20 protein-coding genes are annotated in these 17,884 nt (G+C 69.5%); 12 read left to right on the top strand and 8 right to left on the bottom strand.

Going from position 1 to position 17,884, the window contains the following annotated elements; genetic code table 11:
- The first annotated feature begins 66 nt into the window (after nt 1-66).
- The 7 genes from HFP15_RS19350 to HFP15_RS19380 all read left to right on the top strand — a co-directional run bounded on the left by HFP15_RS19350 (nt 67) and on the right by HFP15_RS19380 (nt 6,356).
- On the top strand, nt 67-483 hold the full coding sequence (locus HFP15_RS19350; RefSeq protein WP_168517589.1) for a GNAT family N-acetyltransferase: 417 nt from the start codon (nt 67-69) through the stop codon (nt 481-483).
- 63 nt (nt 484-546) lie between these two features.
- Nucleotides 547-1,656: an NDMA-dependent alcohol dehydrogenase gene (locus tag HFP15_RS19355; RefSeq protein WP_168517591.1), complete on the top strand. Its 1,110-nt coding sequence runs from the start codon at nt 547-549 to the stop codon at nt 1,654-1,656.
- A gap of 64 nt (nt 1,657-1,720) precedes the next feature.
- Entirely contained in the window at nt 1,721-3,301 is a 1,581-nt protein-coding gene (locus HFP15_RS19360) for a sigma-54-dependent Fis family transcriptional regulator (RefSeq protein WP_246271853.1), read from the top strand.
- A 37-nt stretch (nt 3,302-3,338) separates the two neighbouring features.
- Nucleotides 3,339-4,772 carry an aldehyde dehydrogenase gene (locus tag HFP15_RS19365; protein ID WP_168517593.1) on the top strand — a complete coding sequence of 478 codons (1,434 nt, stop codon included), beginning with the start codon at nt 3,339-3,341 and terminating at the stop codon, nt 4,770-4,772.
- 20 nt (nt 4,773-4,792) lie between these two features.
- Nucleotides 4,793-5,080 (top strand): hypothetical protein, encoded by a 288-nt coding sequence (locus HFP15_RS19370; protein ID WP_168517595.1) that lies wholly within the window; start codon nt 4,793-4,795, stop codon nt 5,078-5,080.
- A gap of 29 nt (nt 5,081-5,109) precedes the next feature.
- Nucleotides 5,110-5,754 carry a phosphoribosyltransferase gene (locus tag HFP15_RS19375; protein WP_168517597.1) on the top strand — a complete coding sequence of 215 codons (645 nt, stop codon included), beginning with the start codon at nt 5,110-5,112 and terminating at the stop codon, nt 5,752-5,754.
- A complete protein-coding gene (locus tag HFP15_RS19380; RefSeq protein ID WP_168517599.1) occupies nt 5,751-6,356 on the top strand; it encodes a dienelactone hydrolase family protein in 606 nt (201 codons plus the stop codon). The genes HFP15_RS19375 and HFP15_RS19380 overlap by 4 nt, the downstream gene beginning before the upstream one ends.
- Here HFP15_RS19380 and HFP15_RS19385 read toward each other — a convergent pair.
- Complete coding sequence (locus HFP15_RS19385; RefSeq protein WP_168517601.1) at nt 6,337-7,029, bottom strand: TetR/AcrR family transcriptional regulator; 693 nt, start codon at nt 7,027-7,029, stop codon at nt 6,337-6,339. The two genes, HFP15_RS19380 and HFP15_RS19385, sit on opposite strands and share 20 nt — an antisense overlap.
- Before the next feature lie 128 nt (nt 7,030-7,157).
- On the opposite strand from HFP15_RS19385, the gene HFP15_RS19390 reads away from it, so the two are divergent.
- Nucleotides 7,158-7,607: a nitroreductase family deazaflavin-dependent oxidoreductase gene (locus tag HFP15_RS19390; protein ID WP_168517603.1), complete on the top strand. Its 450-nt coding sequence runs from the start codon at nt 7,158-7,160 to the stop codon at nt 7,605-7,607.
- A 25-nt stretch (nt 7,608-7,632) separates the two neighbouring features.
- On the opposite strand, the gene HFP15_RS19395 is transcribed toward HFP15_RS19390, so the two are convergent.
- Nucleotides 7,633-8,469 carry an alpha/beta fold hydrolase gene (locus tag HFP15_RS19395; RefSeq protein WP_168517605.1) on the bottom strand — a complete coding sequence of 279 codons (837 nt, stop codon included), beginning with the start codon at nt 8,467-8,469 and terminating at the stop codon, nt 7,633-7,635.
- Nucleotides 8,470-8,508: 39 nt separating this feature from the next.
- Between HFP15_RS19395 and HFP15_RS19400 the strand changes: the two genes are divergently transcribed.
- The gene (locus HFP15_RS19400; protein ID WP_312871650.1) at nt 8,509-9,036 is read left to right on the top strand and encodes a CGNR zinc finger domain-containing protein; all 528 of its coding nucleotides are present in this window, start codon (nt 8,509-8,511) and stop codon (nt 9,034-9,036) included.
- On the opposite strand, the gene HFP15_RS19405 is transcribed toward HFP15_RS19400, so the two are convergent.
- The 5 genes from HFP15_RS19405 to HFP15_RS19425 form a co-directional block, all read right to left on the bottom strand.
- Nucleotides 9,012-10,205 (bottom strand): glycosyltransferase, encoded by a 1,194-nt coding sequence (locus HFP15_RS19405; protein WP_168517607.1) that lies wholly within the window; start codon nt 10,203-10,205, stop codon nt 9,012-9,014. The genes HFP15_RS19400 and HFP15_RS19405 overlap by 25 nt on opposite strands.
- A gap of 100 nt (nt 10,206-10,305) precedes the next feature.
- Entirely contained in the window at nt 10,306-12,237 is a 1,932-nt protein-coding gene (locus HFP15_RS19410) for a dipeptide/oligopeptide/nickel ABC transporter permease/ATP-binding protein (protein WP_168517609.1), read from the bottom strand.
- Nucleotides 12,234-13,241, bottom strand: coding sequence for an ABC transporter permease (locus tag HFP15_RS19415; RefSeq protein WP_246271854.1), 1,008 nt, complete (start codon nt 13,239-13,241; stop codon nt 12,234-12,236). Before HFP15_RS19415 ends, HFP15_RS19410 begins: the two co-directional genes overlap by 4 nt.
- A 57-nt stretch (nt 13,242-13,298) precedes the next feature.
- The gene (locus HFP15_RS19420) at nt 13,299-13,946 is read right to left on the bottom strand and encodes a DUF998 domain-containing protein (protein ID WP_312871651.1); all 648 of its coding nucleotides are present in this window, start codon (nt 13,944-13,946) and stop codon (nt 13,299-13,301) included.
- Nucleotides 13,947-14,048: 102 nt separating this feature from the next.
- The gene (locus HFP15_RS19425) at nt 14,049-14,813 is read right to left on the bottom strand and encodes a hypothetical protein (RefSeq protein WP_168517613.1); all 765 of its coding nucleotides are present in this window, start codon (nt 14,811-14,813) and stop codon (nt 14,049-14,051) included.
- A gap of 62 nt (nt 14,814-14,875) precedes the next feature.
- Here HFP15_RS19425 and HFP15_RS19430 point away from each other — a divergent pair, with 62 nt between their 5' ends.
- Together HFP15_RS19430 and HFP15_RS19435 are read left to right on the top strand one after the other, a co-directional pair.
- Nucleotides 14,876-15,085 (top strand): sigma factor-like helix-turn-helix DNA-binding protein, encoded by a 210-nt coding sequence (locus HFP15_RS19430; protein WP_168517616.1) that lies wholly within the window; start codon nt 14,876-14,878, stop codon nt 15,083-15,085.
- Nucleotides 15,085-15,618, top strand: coding sequence for a Clp protease N-terminal domain-containing protein (locus HFP15_RS19435; RefSeq protein WP_168517618.1), 534 nt, complete (start codon nt 15,085-15,087; stop codon nt 15,616-15,618). Before HFP15_RS19430 ends, HFP15_RS19435 begins: the two co-directional genes overlap by 1 nt.
- Here HFP15_RS19435 and yczE read toward each other — a convergent pair.
- Nucleotides 15,615-16,241 (bottom strand): membrane protein YczE, encoded by a 627-nt coding sequence (yczE, locus tag HFP15_RS19440; protein ID WP_168517620.1) that lies wholly within the window; start codon nt 16,239-16,241, stop codon nt 15,615-15,617. The two genes, HFP15_RS19435 and yczE, sit on opposite strands and share 4 nt — an antisense overlap.
- 60 nt (nt 16,242-16,301) lie before the next feature.
- Here yczE and yczR point away from each other — a divergent pair, with 60 nt between their 5' ends.
- A complete protein-coding gene (yczR, locus tag HFP15_RS19445) occupies nt 16,302-17,696 on the top strand; it encodes a MocR-like transcription factor YczR (protein ID WP_168517622.1) in 1,395 nt (464 codons plus the stop codon).
- The last annotated feature ends 188 nt before the right edge of the window (nt 17,697-17,884 follow it).

Raw genomic sequence — 17,884 nt, forward strand, 5'->3', positions numbered from 1 at the left:
TCGCTCGGCCGCGCCTGGCGAGATGCCGCGCTCGGCGCGATGCTAGGGGCAGGAGGTGCGGCGGCAATGGCGTTGAGCTGGACCAAAGAAGAAACGCCGCGTTGGGACGCGGCCAAGCGTGCGGTGTTCGGGGAGCATCCGCCGGACGTGTTCGGGCTGAAGGCCACCGATGATCAGGTGCTCGCGGACGAATGGTGGAAGGCCACCGACGGCGACGAGGTGGTCGGCTACGGCCGCCTCGACAGCGTGTGGGGCGACGCGGAGATCCTCGTGGCCGTCGCGCCGTCCTACCGCGGGCGGGGGATCGGCGAGTTCGTGCTCGACCGCCTCGAACGCGAGGCCGCGCGCGAGGGACTGAACTACATCTACAACACCGTGCGCGACGCCCATCCCGACCGGGCGCACGTCACGTCCTGGCTGTGCGGCCACGGCTTCGCGGAGCATCCGGACGGGCAGCTCCGCAAGCGCGTGTCCAGAACTTGAACACACGCCGCTGCTCCACTCGGCCGATCATTCCCGGGACAGCCCTGGAAGACGGAGGAGTCAATGGAGACGACAGCGGCGATCCTGTGGGAACGTGGCGGACCGTGGAGTGTCGAGCAGATCGAGCTCGACCCGCCCAAGGCCGGTGAGGTGCTGGTCGAGCTGGGCGGCAGCGGCCTGTGCCACTCCGACGAGCACGTGCTCACCGGAGACCTGCCCTGGCCGCTGCCGATGATCGGCGGCCATGAGGGCGCGGGCACGGTCGTGGAGACCGGGCCGGGCGTGGAGTGGCTCAAGGCGGGCGACCGGATCATCTTCGGTTTCATCCCGGCGTGTGGCCGCTGCGCCTCCTGCTCGGCCGGGATGCAGAACCTGTGCGAGCTGGGCCAGTATCTCGGCGAGGGCACCCAGATCTCCGACCACACCGCCCGACACCACGCGCGCGGCAAGGACCTCGGCCTGATGTGCCTGCTCGGCACGTTCGCCCGGCACACCGTGGTCAGCGAGGCCAACTGCATCAAGATCGACGACGACATACCGCTCGACAAGGCGTGCCTGCTGGGCTGCGGCGTCGTCACCGGCTGGGGTTCGGCGGTCAACGCGGGCGGGGTCAAGGCCGGTGACACCGTCGTCGTGGTCGGCACCGGCGGCATCGGCATCAACGCCGTTCAAGGCGCCGCGCTGGCCGGCGCCGAGCACCTGGTCGCGGTCGACCCCGAGGAGTTCAAGCGCGAGAAGTCGATCGAGTTCGGCGCCACGCACGCGGTAGCCACCAGTGAGGAAGCCCTGGAACTGGTGCGGGAACTGACCCGCGGCCGCGGCGCGAACGTCGTGGTCAACACGATGGGCGTCGGCACCGGCCGGCAGATCGGCGCGAGCCTCGCGATGACCGCCAAGCGCGGCACCGTCGTGGTGACCAACCTGCACAACGCCACCGAGACCCAGGTCGAGATGAGCGCGCTCGACCTCGTGCTGATGGAGAAGCGGGTGGTCGGCTCGCTGTTCGGCACCGCCAACCCCCGGCTCGACATCCCGCGCCTGCTGGGCCTGTACTGCAGCGGGAACCTCAAGCTCGACGAGCTGGCGACCCGTACGTACAAGCTGGACGACATCAACACCGGCTACGACGACATGCGTCAGGGACGCAACCTACGTGGGGTTATCTCGTTCTGACTACAATTATTTGACCGCACGCACGCTCTATGTAGACTCTGTCGTCGGACGAGGAGGTCCGCCGTTGAGTGTCCTGGACACGCCCCCGCGGCCGGTGATCGCCCTGTCCTGGAAGCGTGCCGCCCTGTGCGGCCTCGATCCGGGTGCGCCGGTCGACAACTTCAGCGTCGAAGAGGTCGACCGGCGTAGCCGGCTGGCGATCGCGGCGGCACCGATGCTGGACGAGATGGCACGCGAACTCGACGGCACCGGTTTCTCCGTGATCCTGGCCGATCGCAGCGCGAAACTGGTCGATCTCCGGTTCGGCGAGCGCTCACTGCGGCCGCGCATGGAGAAGGTCGGCGCGGTCCAGGGGCGGGTGTTCTCGGAGGAGACGACCGGCACCAACTCGATCGCGACGACGTTCGAGATCCGCACCGGCATCGCGGTGCACGGCGAAGAGCACTTCATCGAATCGTTGAAGAAGTTCAGCTGCTACGGCCATCCGATCGTCCATCCGGCCACTCGCAGGCTCGAAGGCGTACTCGACATCACCTGTCTCGCGGAGGACGAAAATCCTTTGCTGGCGCCGTTTCTGCTGCGCGCGGCACGGCAGATCGAGAGCAGGCTGCTGGCCGGTGCACGCGAGGCCGAGCAGCGCATTCTCGCCGGATTCCAGATCGCCGTGACGCGCGACCGGTCCCGGCCGGTCGTGGCACTGGGCGAGGATCTGTTGCTGGCCAACGTCTCCGCCGTCGAACTCCTCGACTCGGCCGATCACGCGGTGTTGCGTGGCATGGCGGTGGAAGCAGCGGGCCGCGCGCGGCGGCTGGAGCTGAGCACCGGCCAGGAAGTGCTGGTCTCGTTCGAACGCATCGCCGACGGTGCGGTGTTCACCTTCGAGCAGCCCGCCCGGCAGGCCCCCGCGCCGCGGAAACGGGTGGACGCGCCGACGCTGATACACGGCGAGCCCGGCTCGGGACGTACGCGGACGGCGCGGGCACTGGTCGGTGAGGCCTGCGTTTTCGACGCGTGTGAGTACTCCGACGACTGGATGTCGCGTTTGGACACCGCGATGACCGTCGAGAGTGTCGTGGTGATCGAGGCGGTGCAGCTGCTGCCCGAGGCGGCCGCACGACGGGTCGCCGCCGCGATTCCGGCCGCGCGGGCGAGGGTGGTGCTGACCAGCGCACCTGTCGACGAACTGCGCGGTGAGCACGCGGGGCTGGTCGCGCACTGCCCGGAGCGCGTGGAACTGGTGCCGTTACGCAACCGCCGCGACGAAATTCCCGCAGTGGTGCGCTCGGTGCTCGTCGAACTCGGCGCGGCGAAGGAACTACGGTTCACGCCCGGTGCGTTGGAAGCCTTGTCCGGCCAGCATTGGCCCGGAAACCTCCGCGAGCTGTTTTCCGTTGTGCGGCAAGTGGTCCGGACGCGCGGTGTCGGTGACGTCGGCGTGCGCGACCTGCCGGAGGCGTATCAGGACCGGGCGCGGGCGCGCGTGCTCACGCCGATGGAACAGGCCGAGCGAGACGCGATCATGGAAGCCTTGCGCGCGACGCGCGGCAACAAGAAGGACGCCGCCAAACGCCTCGGTATCAGCCGGACCACGTTGTACAACGCGATTCGCGCGTTCGGCATCGTGACGCCCGTGTCCAGAAGTTGAACATCGGCACCGCTCCCGTGGCGCCGATGATCGCTTCATGAACTACGACAAGCTGTTTATCGGCGGCGCATGGGTCGCCCCCTCTTCCGCCAAGCGAATCGACGTCCGCTCCGCCAGCACCGAGGAACCCATCGGGTCCGTGCCCGAGGCGCAGGAGGCCGATGTCGACGCCGCGGTCGCCGCGGGCCGGCGCGCTTTCCCCGTCTGGGCGCAGACTCCGCCCGCCGACCGTGCGGCCGCGATGGAACGGCTCGCCGGCATCCTCGAACGGCGCGCCGACGAAGTCGTGCAGCGGGTCAGCTCGCAGAACGGCATGCCGGTCGCGGTCGCCGGCCAGCTCGAAGGCGCGTTCCCCGTGGTGCTGCTGCGCTACTACGCGGGACTGATCCGGGACGGCGCGTCCGAGGAAACACGCCCCGGGCTGTTCGGCGGGAAGACCCTGGTGCGCAAGGAAGCCGTGGGCGTGGTCGGTGCGATCGTGCCGTGGAACTTCCCGCAGACCCTGGCGGCGTTCAAGTACGCTCCGGCGCTCGCGGCCGGTTGCCCGCTGGTGATCAAGCCGTCGCCGGAGACCGTGCTCGACAGCTTCCTGTTCGCCGAAGCCGTGGCGGAGGCCGGAATTCCGGCCGGCGTGGTCAACATCGTGCCCGGCGGCCGCGAGCTCGGCGCCTACCTCGTCGAGCATCCCGGCATCGACAAGATCAGCTTCACCGGCTCGACCGCGGCCGGCCGGTCGATCGGCGAGACCTGTGGCCGGCTGCTGCGGCCGGTCACGCTCGAACTGGGCGGCAAGTCGGCCGCGATCGTGCTGGACGACGCGAAACTCGAGCTGGAGAAGATCGCCGAGCAGCTGTTCACCGCGACGCTGCTCAACAACGGCCAGACCTGCTTCCTCGGCACCCGCGTGCTCGCGCCGCGTGCCCGCTACAGCGAGATCGTGGACCTGTTCACCGGTTTCGCGGGTGCGCTGAAGGTCGGCGACGCGCTCGACCCGGCGACGCAGATCGGCCCGATGGCCAGCGCCCGCCAGCGGGAACGTGTCGAGGGCTACATCGCCAAGGGCCGCGGCGAGGGCGCGCGCGTCACGATCGGCGGCGGGCGTCCGGCCGATCGCGACCGCGGATACTTCGTGGAGCCGACCGTCTTCGCCGACGTGGACAACAACCACACGATCGCACAGGAGGAGATCTTCGGTCCGGTGTTGTCGGTGATCCCGTACGCCGACGAAGAGGAAGCCGTGCGCATCGCGAACGACTCGGACTACGGCCTCGGCGGCACGGTCTGGACGAACGACCCGGAGCGTGGACTCGCGGTCGCGAAGCGGGTGCAGACGGGGACGATCGGCGTCAACACGTACCTGCCGGACCCGACCGCGCCGTTCGGTGGCGTCAAGGCCAGCGGCATCGGGCGCGAACTCGGCCCGGAGGGATTGGCCAACTACCAGCAGCTGAAGTCGGTTTACCTGGGCTGAGCCGGGGTTACCCCGCTCGTATGAAGTTCCCGCGTGAGCGGCCGCGCACGCGCGAGGAGTACGAGCGGGGCCTGCCCAACTACCACGATCCGACCGCGGGCTACGGCGGCGCCGCCCCGACCTACAGCGCCCTCACACTGCGGCTTGTGCTGGCCGCGCTGGCGGTGGTGCTGTGCATCGGGGCGGCCGTGCTGTTCGGCGCTGTTCACATGTGGTGGGCGACGGTGCTGCTCGCCGTGGTCGCGGTCGGATCCGTGATCGACTTCGCCTGGGTGCTGCATCGCAAGCGCCGCGGCGAACCGGGTTGACGCGCGTGCCGCCGGGGTAACCGGCCGGTATGAGTCGGATTCGAGCGTATCCGGACCGCCGGGTGGCGGGCTTGCATCTCGGCGAGCAGCTCCGGGAGCGCGAGTGGCACGATCCGCTCGTGCTCGGCCTCGCGCGCGGTGGCGTCGTCGTGGCGCACGCGGTGGCCGAGGTGCTCGGGGCGCCGCTGGACGTGGCGGTCGCGCGGAAGATCGGTGCGCCGGGCCATCCGGAGTTCGGTGTCGGCGCCATCACCGCCAGAGGCGAGGCGACTTACGACGAACGGACGTTGGCCGCGCTGGGCCTCCGGCCCGACGATCTGGCGGAGGCGTGTGAGACCGAGCGCGCGGAGGCCCGCCGCCGTGAGGCGGTCTATCTCGGCGGCCGTTCGCCGCAGCCACGTGCCGACCGGGACGTGCTGCTGATCGATGACGGCCTCGCGACGGGGGTGACCGCACGCGCCGCCGCGCACGCCGTGCGCGAGGCGAAGCCGCGCTCGCTCGCCTTCGCCGCGCCGGTGTGCGCGCCCGAGGCGGCGATGAACCTGAAGTCCGATGTGGACGAAGTTGTCTGCCTGCTGATGCCGGACGAGTTCCGCGCGGTGGGGCAGTGGTACGGCAACTTCGACCAGACCACCGATGACGAGGTCGTCGAGCTGTTGGGGAGTAAGTCGTGACTGTTCCGCTCACGCTCGCCGGTGGCGCGGGCGATCTGACCGTGCCCGCCGACGCGGCCGGTGTCGTGGTTTTCGCCCATGGTTCGGGAAGTTCGCGCAAGAGCCCGCGCAATGTCGCGGTGGCACGCACCCTGCAGGACTACCGGCTCGCGACCGTGCTGTTCGATCTCCTGTCACCGGACGAGGACGACCGCCGCTTCGACATCGAGCTGCTGACCGCGCGGTTGCTGCAGGTCGTGGACCTGGTACGAGGCGAGGAACCGACCGCCGGGCTGCCGGTGGGCCTGTTCGGTGCGAGCACGGGTGCCGCCGCGGCGCTCCGGGCGGCGGCCTCCCGGCCCGACATCCGAGCCGTCGTGTCCCGCGGCGGGCGGCCCGACCTGGCTGGGGAAGCGCTTTCTCGGGTGACCGCACCGACGTTGCTGATCGTCGGCGGTCAGGATCCGGACGTGCGGCGGCTGAACGAGGAGGCCGCGCGGCGCTCGCCGGCACCGAACGAGGTCAAGATCGTGCCCGGCGCGACGCATCTGTTCGAGGAACCCGGCGCACTCGAATCGGTGGCCGAGATGGCCGCGACCTGGTTCACCACGCACCTGGACTGAGACCGACGAACTCCGCCATCTGCAGCGTCGTGTAGGAGAAGAACGCGTCGGCCGGGTCCGCGCTTCCGACGTACTGGCCGAACAACTCGAAGCTGATCGCGCCGAACAGTTGCGTCCAGGCCACCAGCGCACGGGCCAGTTCATCGGCGCTCAGCGAACTCTGCAGCTGCTCGGCGACCCCCTCGGCCTGCGCCCGCAGCTCGCCGGGCACCGGTGGGCCGGGGAAGGCGGGCCGCAGCGTCGCGGATTCGACGATGTGGATCAACGCCAGCGGGACGCGTGCCGCCGGGCCGGTGGTGTCCTGCGGCGCCTGGTATCCGGGCACGGGCGAACCGTAGATCAACGCGTACTCGTGCGGATGCTCCTTCGCCCACGCTCGCGTGCCTGCCCACACCGAGCGCCAGCGGGAGAGCGGATCCTCGTCCGGCCGGTCGGCCGACTCGGCGGCCTCGCCGATCGCGTTGTAGGCGTCGATGATCAGTGCCGTCAGCAGGTGGTCGCGGCTGGAGAAGTAGCGGTACAGGGCGGACGAGACCATGCCCAGCTCCCGCGACACCGCGCGCAGTGAAAGCCCGTGCGCGCCGACCTCGGCGAGCTGCCTGCGTGCGGCGCCCTTGATCTCCTGCGTCAGCTCCGCCCTGGCGCGGTCCCTTGCTGTTCGGCTCGCGGTCATGGCGATCAGTCTGCCACTTCCGAGAGCAGGGGACAAATTCGAGAGCACTGCTCTTGACACGCGAATGCGGGGAGGTGTTCACTGATCTCAACAGAGAGCGGTGCTCTCGAAACAGTGGAGGCGATCACATGACCAGGTACATCGAGCCCAAGAAGAACGACGCGGCCTTCAACAACGCGGTGGCCTGGCTGACCAGGCACGGGCTGAGCGTGCTCGGCAGCCGGGTGCTCATCGTTCGCGGCCGCAAGAGCGGTGAGCCGCGCTCCGTCCCGGTGAACCTGCTGCCGTTCGAAGGCGAGCGCTACCTCGTCGCGGCGCGCGGCGACACCCAGTGGGTGCGCAACCTGCGGGCCGCCGGCGAGGGACAGCTGCGGGTCGGCCGCCGGGTGGAGACGTTCACCTACGTCGAGCTTTCCGACGAGGAGAAGCCCCCGCTGCTGCGCTCCTACCTGAAGCGCTGGTGGTTCGAGGTCAGCATGTTCTTCGACGGCGTCAACGCCAAGGCTCCGGAGGAGAAGTTCCGCGAGATCGCGCCCGGATACCCGGTGTTTCGCATCGTGTCCAAGAGCAACGGTTGATCCTGACCTCGACCGGCCCGCGGATTCACTTCGCGAGAAACTCCCGCAGGTGCTCCAGCACGACCGCGGGCCGCTCCTCGGCCACGAAATGCCCGCACTCCGCGATCGCGAAGCCGGTCAGGTCTTCCGCGTAGTCGCGCCAGACTTCCAGCGTGGGCAGGGTGCCGAGCAGGCCGGCCTCACCCCACAGGGCCAGCACCGGCATCGCGAGCTTGCGGCCGGCGTCGGCCTCGTCGTCCTCGGCGTCGGTGGGGAAGGCCGCGCGGTAGTCGTCGAAACCGGCCCGCAGCGCACCGGGTGCGGAGAACGCGCGGACGTACTCGTCGATCGATTCGGGTGACAGGCGCTGGTAGGTCCAACGCTCGAAGAAGTAGTTCAGGTACGCGGGAATGTTCTGTCCCGCAAGGAGTTCCGGCAGATCGGGTTGCAGGTGGAACAGCCAGTGCCAGTAGCCGCGGGCGACACCGGCATCGAGGCGGCGCCACATCTCCCGGGTCGGGATGATGTCGAGAACGGCGAGGCGTTCGATCTCCTCCGGCCGGTCCAGCGCCCACCGGTGCGCGACCCGTGCGCCCCGGTCGTGCCCGATCACGCCGACCCGCCCGAAGCCCAGTTGGTGCACCAGTTCCGAGACGTCGGTGGCCATCGTGCGCTTGTCGTAACCGCTGCGTGCCTTGTCCGTGCGGCCGTACCCACGCAGATCCGGCGCGATCACCGTGTGGTCGGCGGCGAGGTCGTCCCAGATCCGGTGCCAGCAGTAGGAAGTCTGCGGCCATCCGTGCAGCAACACCAGCGGCGGCCCGTCGCCCGCGCGGCGGTAGTGCATCCGGATCCCGTTCACCGTCGCCATCGAGGATTCCATGCCTCCTTCTAACCACCTTCGCCGGTTAGAATCAAGGCCGTGGACTGGATCTTCGACGGCGGCCGCCCCAGCGTCGATCTCGTGAACACGATGCGGGACCGGCATCTCGGCGGCCGCGAGCTGCTGGTCGATCCGGCGGCGTTGATCGAGTGGCTGACGCTGATGAAGCTGGTGGAGCACCGCAGCCGCGCGACGAGGGACCAGCTGGCCGCCGCACACGAGCTTCGCGAAGCGATCGACCGGCTGGCGCGCGGCGGCCGGAGCGCTCACGACGTCCGGCTGCTCAACACAACCGCGCAGGCCGCCCCGGTCCCGCAGCTGCGTCTGGCACACGGCAGGCCGACCCGGCAAACCGCGAACACCGTCGCGACAGCCATGGCCACACTGGCGATCGACGCGATCGAGCTGGTCGCTTCGGGCGCCGAGGTACGTATCTGCGCGTGGGACCACTGCGGCCTCCGCTTCGTGGACACCTCACCCGAACACAACCGCCAGTGGTGCTCGATGTCCCGGTGCGGCAACCGCGCCAAGGCGCGAGCCCACTACGCGCGGCGGAAGGCGCAGTGAACGGACTCCAACGCCCGCACTGCCTCCGCCACGCCACCCTCGGCGCGGATCAGTCCTCGCCACTCACCCGCACGAGCAGCCATTTCGCGGTCGTTGACGGTCTCGACGACGGCTCGGGCGAGTTCACCCGCGCTCAGTTGCCCGAGCGGCCTCGGCGCCGGAGCGACGCCGAGCGCGTGCACACGTTGCGCGAAGAAGTTCTGCTCGGTCAGCGACGGGCGGACGATCTGTGGTCTGCCCGCGGCGAGGGCGGCGCCGGTCGTGCCGCTGCCACCGTGATGCACCACCGCGGCGACGCGAGGAAGCAGCCAATCGAACGGCGCATGGCCGACGTGAAGCACGCGCCCGGCTGAATCCGTGCCGGTCGAGCCGTCGACCACGACCGTGCGGAGCCCGGTCAGGCGGACCGCGTCCGCGACAACCTGCCGCACGCCGGGCTGTTCGGCGGAGCTGCCGAGCGTGACGCAGACCGGCGGTTCGCCCGCGGCGACGAACTTCCGCAGATCCGCGGGCGGCGCCGACTCCGGTACGAACCAGAAACCCGTGGTGTGCACGGATTCGGGGTAATCGGCCGAACCCGGCAGCAGGTGTCTGCTGAAGGCTTGCAGCACGAGTGAGTCCGGGTCCCGCCACCGGCCGCTGAGCGTGCGGACCCGCAGTTCGGTTGCCAGATACGAGGCCCGGTTGAGCTCCCTGGGAACCGGAAAAGTCGTGCTGGGGTTGGGAAAAGACCGCGTCGGCACCCACATGGGCTGCAGGCACACCGGCACGGCGGGCACGCCCATCTCGCCGGCGATCCGGTGCCCTGGCACGAAAGCCTGGTGCACGACAAGATCGAAGTCCAGGCTCTCGTCCGCGTCCCAGGCCATTTTCGAGTAGGCGCGGCGGATCTCCCGGTAGAGGCGCGGAGCGGATCGCGTGTCCAGCGCCCGCCCGCGGAAACCACGGCCGCCGGTCTCGAACGCCGCCCGCGTATCCGGATCGGCCAGTATCTCGCTCCAGTCGTCCCCGAACGGCGCCACGCGCACGCCGTACGACTCGGCGAGCGGGGTCGCCGAGGTGGGTGCGCGGAGCGTGACCTGGTGGCCGTCGGTGTTCAACGCACACGCGAGCGCGATGAACGGCTGGATGTCGCCGCGGCTGCCGGTGGTCAGGAGCAGGACTTTCACGCGGGGCATCGTTTCACCGCGCCGATCCGGCGAACAGGAGCCGATTTATCGCGCGAAAAGCAGAGGGCCGCGAAATCGCGGCCCTCCACCGGTACCGCGGTCAGCGTTCGAGGAAATCCTTGTGAATGCACCGGGTTTCGTGGCCCGCGGCCGGAATCGCGAGCGGAATGGCCGACTCGGCACATTCGGGGATCGCGTAGCCGCACCGGGGACGGAAGTGACATCCCACCGGCCATTCCCCCGGTTTCGGCACCATGCCGAGGATCGCGGGCAGCGTCTTGTCGTCGCCGTCCATCTCGTGGGCGTGCGGGTTCGCGGCGAGCAGCGCTTCCGTGTACGGGTGCCGCGGCTCGTAGACGATCGGTGAAATGCCCGCTTGCTCGACGACCTGCCCGGCGTACATGACGACGGCCCGGTCACAGAGGTCGGCGGCCACCCCCCAGTCGTGTGTGACGAGCAGGATGGCCATGTCCTCGGTCCGCTGCAGCTCTCGCAACAGGTCGAGGATTTCGGCCTGCACGGTCACGTCGAGCGCGGTGGTCGGCTCGTCGGCGATGAGCAGCTTCGGATTTCCGGCGAGCGCTCGGGCGATGGCGATCCGCTGCGCCATACCGCCGGACAGCTCGTGCGGGTAGCGCCGGGCGACCCGCTCGGGGTCCGGCAGATGCACCAGGCGGAGCAGTTCGACGGCGCGTCGCTTCGCCTGTCGTCGGCTCAGTTCCGGATGGTGCGTGCGGACGGCCTGGGTGAGCTGCCAGCCCACCCGGAACACGGGGTTGAGGCTGATCATCGGTTCCTGCGAGATCAGCCCGATCTGGCTGCCACGCACGCGTTCCAGTTCCTTGTCCGACAAGGCGGAGAGGTCCTGGCCGTTGAACCGGATCCGGCCGGCGGCGATCCGCCCGGTGCCGGGCAGCAGGCCGAGTACGGCCATGGCCGTGATCGTCTTGCCACAGCCGGATTCCCCGACCAGTCCGACGGTCTCTCCGGGGCGCACCGTCAGGTTGACGTCGTCGAGGATGGGCACCGGGCCCGACCGGGTGTCGAACACGACGGAGAGATTCTCGATCGACAGCAGCGCTTTGTCGTCGGACGAGACCGCCTGCCGGGTGGCGACCCGGCGCTTCTTGCGGCGCGTCACCGTGGTGGACCAGCCCTCGGCGGTGGCGTCCCGGACGACGTCGCCGAGCAGCCCGAAGGCGAGGATGGTCAGCGCGATGACGATCCCGGGCGGCCAGATCAGCCACGGCTGCAGCACGATCGTCTGTACGCCGTCGGCCACCATCCCGCCCCAGGACGGCTCGGGCGCGGGAACGACGAGCGACAGGAACGCCAGCCCGCTCTGCACGAGCAGCGCGACGGCCGCGAGCAGCGAGGACTGCACGATGATCGGGCCCGCGATCCTGGGCAGCACGTGCCGGAAGATGATGTAGCGCCGGGACAGCCCGGAGACCTGGGCCGCGGCCACGTAGAGCTCTTCGCGCACCGGCAGCGTCGCCGACCGGACGATGCGCATCAGCCCCGGCGCGGCGATCACCCCCAGTGTGACCATCGCGGCCGCCATGTTCTGCGGAAACACCGACAGCACGACGAGAATGATGATGATGGACGGCATCGAGAACGTCAGGTCGGCCAGCCAGCTGACCACGCGGTCCGCCTTGCCGCCGAGGTATCCCGCGACAAGGCCGATCGGAACCCCGAGCAGCAGGACCGCGACGAGTGCCTCGGCCACCCCGACCATCGTGATGCGGGTGCCGACCAGCAGCCGTTCGAGCACGTCGCGGCCGAGCGAGTCGGTGCCGAGCCAGTGCGCGCTCGACGGTCCCTGCCGGGCGCCGAGCAGGTCGCCCGCGAACTGGCCGGAGACGTCCGGCATGACGATCGGCGCGACGATCGCGATGCCGATGATCACCGCGAGGAATGCCAGGCATCCCACCGCGAGCTTGCGGCGCAGCAGCCTGCGCCAGAACCGCGGCGATGACGCGATCGTGGGCGCGCTGCTACCCGAGTCGGCGACAGTGGTGACGGTCATGAGGTACGCACCTTGGGGTTCAGCCACGTGTAGGCGAGGTCGACGAGGAGGTTGATCACGACCACGAGAATGGTGAAGTAGACGACGATGCCCTGGATCACCGGCAGATCGTGTTGTGCCGTGCTGTTCACGGCCAGCGAGCCCAGACCGGGCAGCGCGAAGACGTTCTCCACGACCACCGTGCCGCCCAGCAGGGCGACGGCCTGCAGGCCGAGGATCGTGACCACCCGGACCGAGGCGTTCTTCAACGCGTTCACGAAGACTATGGAGCGGTATTTGACGCCGTTCGCGCGGGCCATTCTGATGTACTCGCTGTTGAGCACGTCGAGCATCGATTCGCGGGTCTGTTTGGCCAGCGCGGCGATCCCGCTCAAGGCGAGCGCGAATACGGGCAGCACCAGCGATCGCAGCCAGTCCTGGGGCGATTCGGCGAAGTCCACATAGCCGGTGGGCGGCAGCCAGCGCAACGCGACGGCGAAGACCACGATCAGCATCGCGCCCACCCAGAAGCCGGGCAGCGCGAAACCGACGAGCGCGATCCCGTCCACGAGCCGGCCCAGCACGCCACCCCGGACGGCGGAGAACACGCCCAGCGCCACCCCGGCGACCAGCGAGACCAGCAAAGCGCCGAACATCAGCGACAGCGTCACGGGCAGCCTGGTGAGGATCGCGTTCGTCACCGTCTCACCGGAGAACAGCGATGAACCCAGATCGCCGGTGACCGCGTGCGACAACCATCGCCAGTACTGCTCGTACAACGGCAGGTCCAGGCCGAGCGAGCTGCGCAGCGCCTCGTACTGCTCCTGCGTCGCCTGCGTTCCCAGAATCGCCTGTGCGGTGTCGCCCGGGGTCAGGGACACGAGCACGAAGCTCAGGACGGAGATGACGAACAGCAAGGGAACCGCCATGAGCACGCGCCGGACGGTGGCTCTCAGCAGTGGCATGCGGATCAGTGCGGCGAGTGGATTGTCCCGTTCAGGACGCGCGATAACACCCTCAGTCATACCGCTCCTTGCCAATCGGTATGCGGACGACCATTTAAGAACGAAACTAGTATTTCACTATAGGGGACCGGCTGAGGGGAAGGAAGGGTCAAGGTCAGGACTCGCACTCGGCCGCGAGACGCCTATTCCGCCTGGTCCTGCCGATGTGTTCCGGCGCGCGATCACGATGAGCGAACAGATCAGCGCGACGTCCACGATCAACGCGAGCCGCTGGACGAAGCCGACCGGCAGCAGCCACGGCAACGCATAGCCGATCCCGAACAGCAGTAACATCAGCGTCGCGCCGGCCGAGATCCCGCGCACCGCACGGCGGCCGCTGGGAAGCGTGTCCAGCAACGAAAAACCGAGTGCGGGCAGGCTCAGAAACGCGATGACGCAGGAGTACTGGTGGATCTCGCCGCTGACCGGGTTCGGATGCTCCGGGTAGCTGGCCGGGAACAGGGCCGCCGCGCCGAGACCGAGCGACCACGTCCCGAACAGTGCCCTGCTCGTCCCGCTGACCGCGATGCCCGCCGCGCTAAGCGCCGCCAGGGTCGCCAGCGAGCCGATCGCCGTCGCGAGGATGCTCGCGCCCAGCATTCCGGTGCCGCGGTCGGTGAACGCGTAGCTGGACAGCGTGTCGGTGAGCGGGTCGTGCGAGCTGATCAGATGCAGAACCGTCATCGTGAACGCGGCCCAGGCGAGCGCCGCCGTCGCGATGCTCACCCAGAGCCTGGTTCTGTCCCCTGGTTCGGTCGAGATCCCCATGACGCCAAGCTTTTCGTGGCCGGGCGCCGGGCAGATCCGGACAAGTCCCTGATCTTCCCCCTAGTTGGCGAACTCGACCAGCACCAGCGCCTGATCGTCGTGCCGCTTGGCGCGCGGCCACCTGGCGCCGTGTGGGTCGCCGCGCTCGGCGACGCGCACCGCCTCCAGCACCGCGTGCAGACCCTGCGCACGGGCCAGTGCGCGGACGTCGTGCCAGTCGAACAGTCCGTAGTCGTCCACGGCCACGGCCACCCCGTCGCTCGCGAGCAGGACGGTTTCGATCTCGTCGCGCGGCCACGACCGCCGCAGCGCCTCGCCCGCCGCGGCCGGATCGGCCTCGGCGACCCAGAACCCGTCGGCGGCGTTGCGCCTGGCCCGCACGTCGGCGCCGGTGTAGAGCTTGCCTGCCGCGCGCAGCGCCGCGATCCGCCCGTCGGCGAGCACCTCGTGGCCCGACCGTCCAAAAGCGACGATGGGACTGTCGGCGAGTACGAGCGCGTCCACCCGCTCGGCGTTCCAGCGCAGCATCGCGACGGTGCTCGACGGCGACGAACCGGGACGCAGATCGTGCGTCTTCGCGACCTCGGCGATGGCACGGGCGAGCACGGCGCCCAGGTCGTCGTCCGGGCGCGCGCCGAGCTCGTCGGCGAGCTGTTTGCCCAGTAGGCCCGCGTACCAGCCGCCGGGAGGCTGCTCCGGGCTCGGTGCGGTCGCGCCGTCCAGCAGCAGCACGGCGTCGTCGAGGGTCAGTACGTGGTCCTCGGTCGGGCGCGGATCACCGTTGCTGCCGACGCCCGCCTGTTCGGCGATCTGGATCGTGGGCACTTCGCTGACCTTACTTGTCAACTGCGGTTGACACGATGGCGTTGTCAACTTAGGTTGACAGCATGACTGAGGCAACCGATCTGGCCGCTCTGGCCGGCGACCGCGATCCCCGCGTGGGGCTGCGGGCCGTCGCCGCGCTGCGCAGGCTGCTGGAGCAACTCGAAGCCGTCCAGGTGCGCAGCGCCCGCGTGCACGGCTGGTCGTGGCAGGAGATCGCCGCCGAGCTCGGGATCAGCCGGCAGGCGGTCCACAAGAAGTACGGGAGGAACTGATGTTCGAGAAGTTCACCGGTGACGCGCGGGAGATCGTGATCGCCGCCCAGCGTGAAGCGGTGGAGCGGCACGCGCCGGAGATCACGCCCATCCACGTGCTGCAGGCGTTGCTGCGGCGGCCGGACAGCGAGGCGGGCAGGCTGCTCACGCGGCTCGGCGTCCCCGTGGCCGAGGTCGCCGCGGAGGCCGAACGTGTGCGCAGACGTGGCGGGATCAGCGAGGCGGACGCGACGGCACTCGGCGAGTTCGGGATCGACGTCGACCGGATCGTCGAACGGCTCGAGCAGGTGCACGGGCCGGATCCGTTCACCAGCGCGCAGGCGGTGCGGGTGAAGCGTCGGCACGTCCCGTTCGCGGACGAGTCGAAGAAGACGCTCGAGATCTGCCTGAAGGAGGTGATCAAACTGGGCGGCCGGGAGCTCGGCTCCCAGCACATCCTGCTGGCGCTGGCGGTGCTGCGGGGTCCCGCCGCCGATGTACTGGCCCGCTTCGACGTCGACGCGCCGAGGCTGCGGCAGGCGCTTTCCGCTTAACGGTCGCGCTCGCGCCAGGCGACCAGCGGCAGGAAGAACTGCGCGAGCGGGCCGATCGCCAGCGCGTAGAGCACGGTTCCGATGCCGACGGTGCCGCCGAGCAGCCAGCCCGCGCCGAGCACGACCACCTCGATCGCCGTGCGTACCAGGCGCACCGAACGGCCGGTGCGGCCGGCAAGGCCGGTCATCAGGCCGTCGCGCGGACCGGGACCCAGCCGCGCGCCGACATAGGCCGCGGTCGCCAGCCCGTTCGACACGACGCCGCCGAGCATGAGCGTGATCTGCCAGGCCAGTACGTGCTGATCCGGCAGGATCGCGCGTACGAGATCGACCGTGATCGAGATGACGACGATGTTGGCCACGGTGCCCAGGCCCAGCCGCTGGCGCAGCGGGATCCAGACCAGCAGTACGCAGACCGACGCGATCGCCACGATCGTGCCGAAGGTGAGCCCGGTCCGGTTCGACAGCCCCTCGTGCAGCACGTCCCACGGGTTCAGGCCCAGCCCCGCCCTGGTCATCATCGCCATGCTCGCGCCGTAGAGCACCAGCCCGAGCAACAGCTGGGGCAGGCGGCGTGCGGGGCTGACGGAGACGGCGACGGGACGGAGATCTATTGCTGCCACACGTCGAGAATGCGCGGGATTGGCCCGGATGAACAGGGCCAATCTGTCATTATTGGCCTTATGAACCCCGTCGGCGGTCGCATCAGCGGCATCAGATTGGCCGCACTCCTGGGTGCGTGGCGCCGTGGCACACGGCAGGGCGCCGCCGATCTCGCGGCAGCGGTCGAACTGCAGGTGCTGGACGGGCACCTGCCCGTCGGCACGCAGTTGCCCGCCGAACGTGAGCTGGCGGACGCGCTCGGGGTGAGCCGGACGCTCATCGGCGCCGCGCTCGACCGGTTGCGCGAAGGCGGTCTGGTCGCGAGCAGGCGGGGAGCGGGCTCGTGGATCACCGCGCCGGGCGGGGACATCATCGATCCCGCTCTGCCCGAGCGCGAGGACACGATCGACATGAGCCGGGCGACACCGCCCGCCGTACCGGGAATGGCCGCCGCGGTGGATGCCGCGCGCCATCTGCTCGCCGACGAACTCGGCCGGACCGGCTACACCGGACAGGGCCTGCCGTTGCTGCGGGAACGCGTCGCCGCCCGCTACACCGAGCGCGGCCTGCCGACGACACCGGCGCAGGTGATGATCACCAACGGCGCGCATCACGGTTTCGTGCTGGCGCTGCGCATGCTGACCGGCCCCGGCGATCGCGTGCTCGTCGAGCAGCCGACGTATCCGAACTCGCTGGAGGCGGTGCGTGCGGCGCACGCGATCCCGGTGCCGGTCGCGATGACCGACGAGGGCTGGGATTTCGAGGGAATCGAGGCGGTGCTGCGCCAGGCCGGCCCGCGGCTGGCCTACCTGATCGTCGACTTCCAGAACCCCACCGGCTGGCGGATGGACGAGGCGGGCCGCGAGCGCCTCGGCCGGATGTTCGCGCGTGCCAGGACTTCCGTCGTGATCGACGAGACGCTCGCCGAACTCGATCTCGGAAACGAGGTTGCACCAAGCCCGCTCGGCAGCGCGATTCTCGTTGGCACATCGTCGAAATCGCATTGGGGCGGGTTGCGGATCGGCTGGATCCGGGCGTCGGAGGACATTCTCGCGCGGCTGTCGTCGGCCCGGTTCGGACTGGACCTCGGCTCGCCGGTGTTCGAACAGCTCGTGTTCGCCGAACTGCTCACACAACCCGCGCGGGGACGGCGGGAGGAAATCCGTGTGCAGCGGGACGCGCTGATCGACGCCGTGCGCACCTACTGTCCAGAGTGGACTTTCCGGGTGCCGGAGGGTGGATTGTCCTTGTGGTGCAAGCTTCCCGAGCCGATGAGCACGCGACTCGCCGTCGCGGCGGCCAGTCACGGCGTGCAGGCCGCGCCCGGTTCGAGATTCGGCGTCAACGGCGGGCTGGAGCGGTGGATCCGGTTGCCGTTCGCGCATTCGCCGCACCGGCTGACCGAGGCCGTGCGCCGGCTGAGTGTGGCCGCGGCGTCGGTGCGCGACTGCCCTGGTGAACTGCCCGTGACATGAAGCAGCCGGTGTGCTGGAGGTCCAGCACACCGGCTGCCGATACCCCGCCCTGACGACCTGGGCGGGGGTGCCGCGCGGACCGATCGGCATCGCCCCTCGACATGCCGTGGTCTCTGCGGCTAGGCACGCGTCTTGGTGATACCCCTGCTCGGCGCGGTGAGTAGGAGCGAGCGACGCGTGCCTGGTGT

It is taken from the genome of Amycolatopsis acididurans (assembly GCF_012328925.1).
Classification (GTDB): Bacteria; Actinomycetota; Actinomycetes; order Mycobacteriales; family Pseudonocardiaceae; genus Amycolatopsis_E; species Amycolatopsis_E acididurans.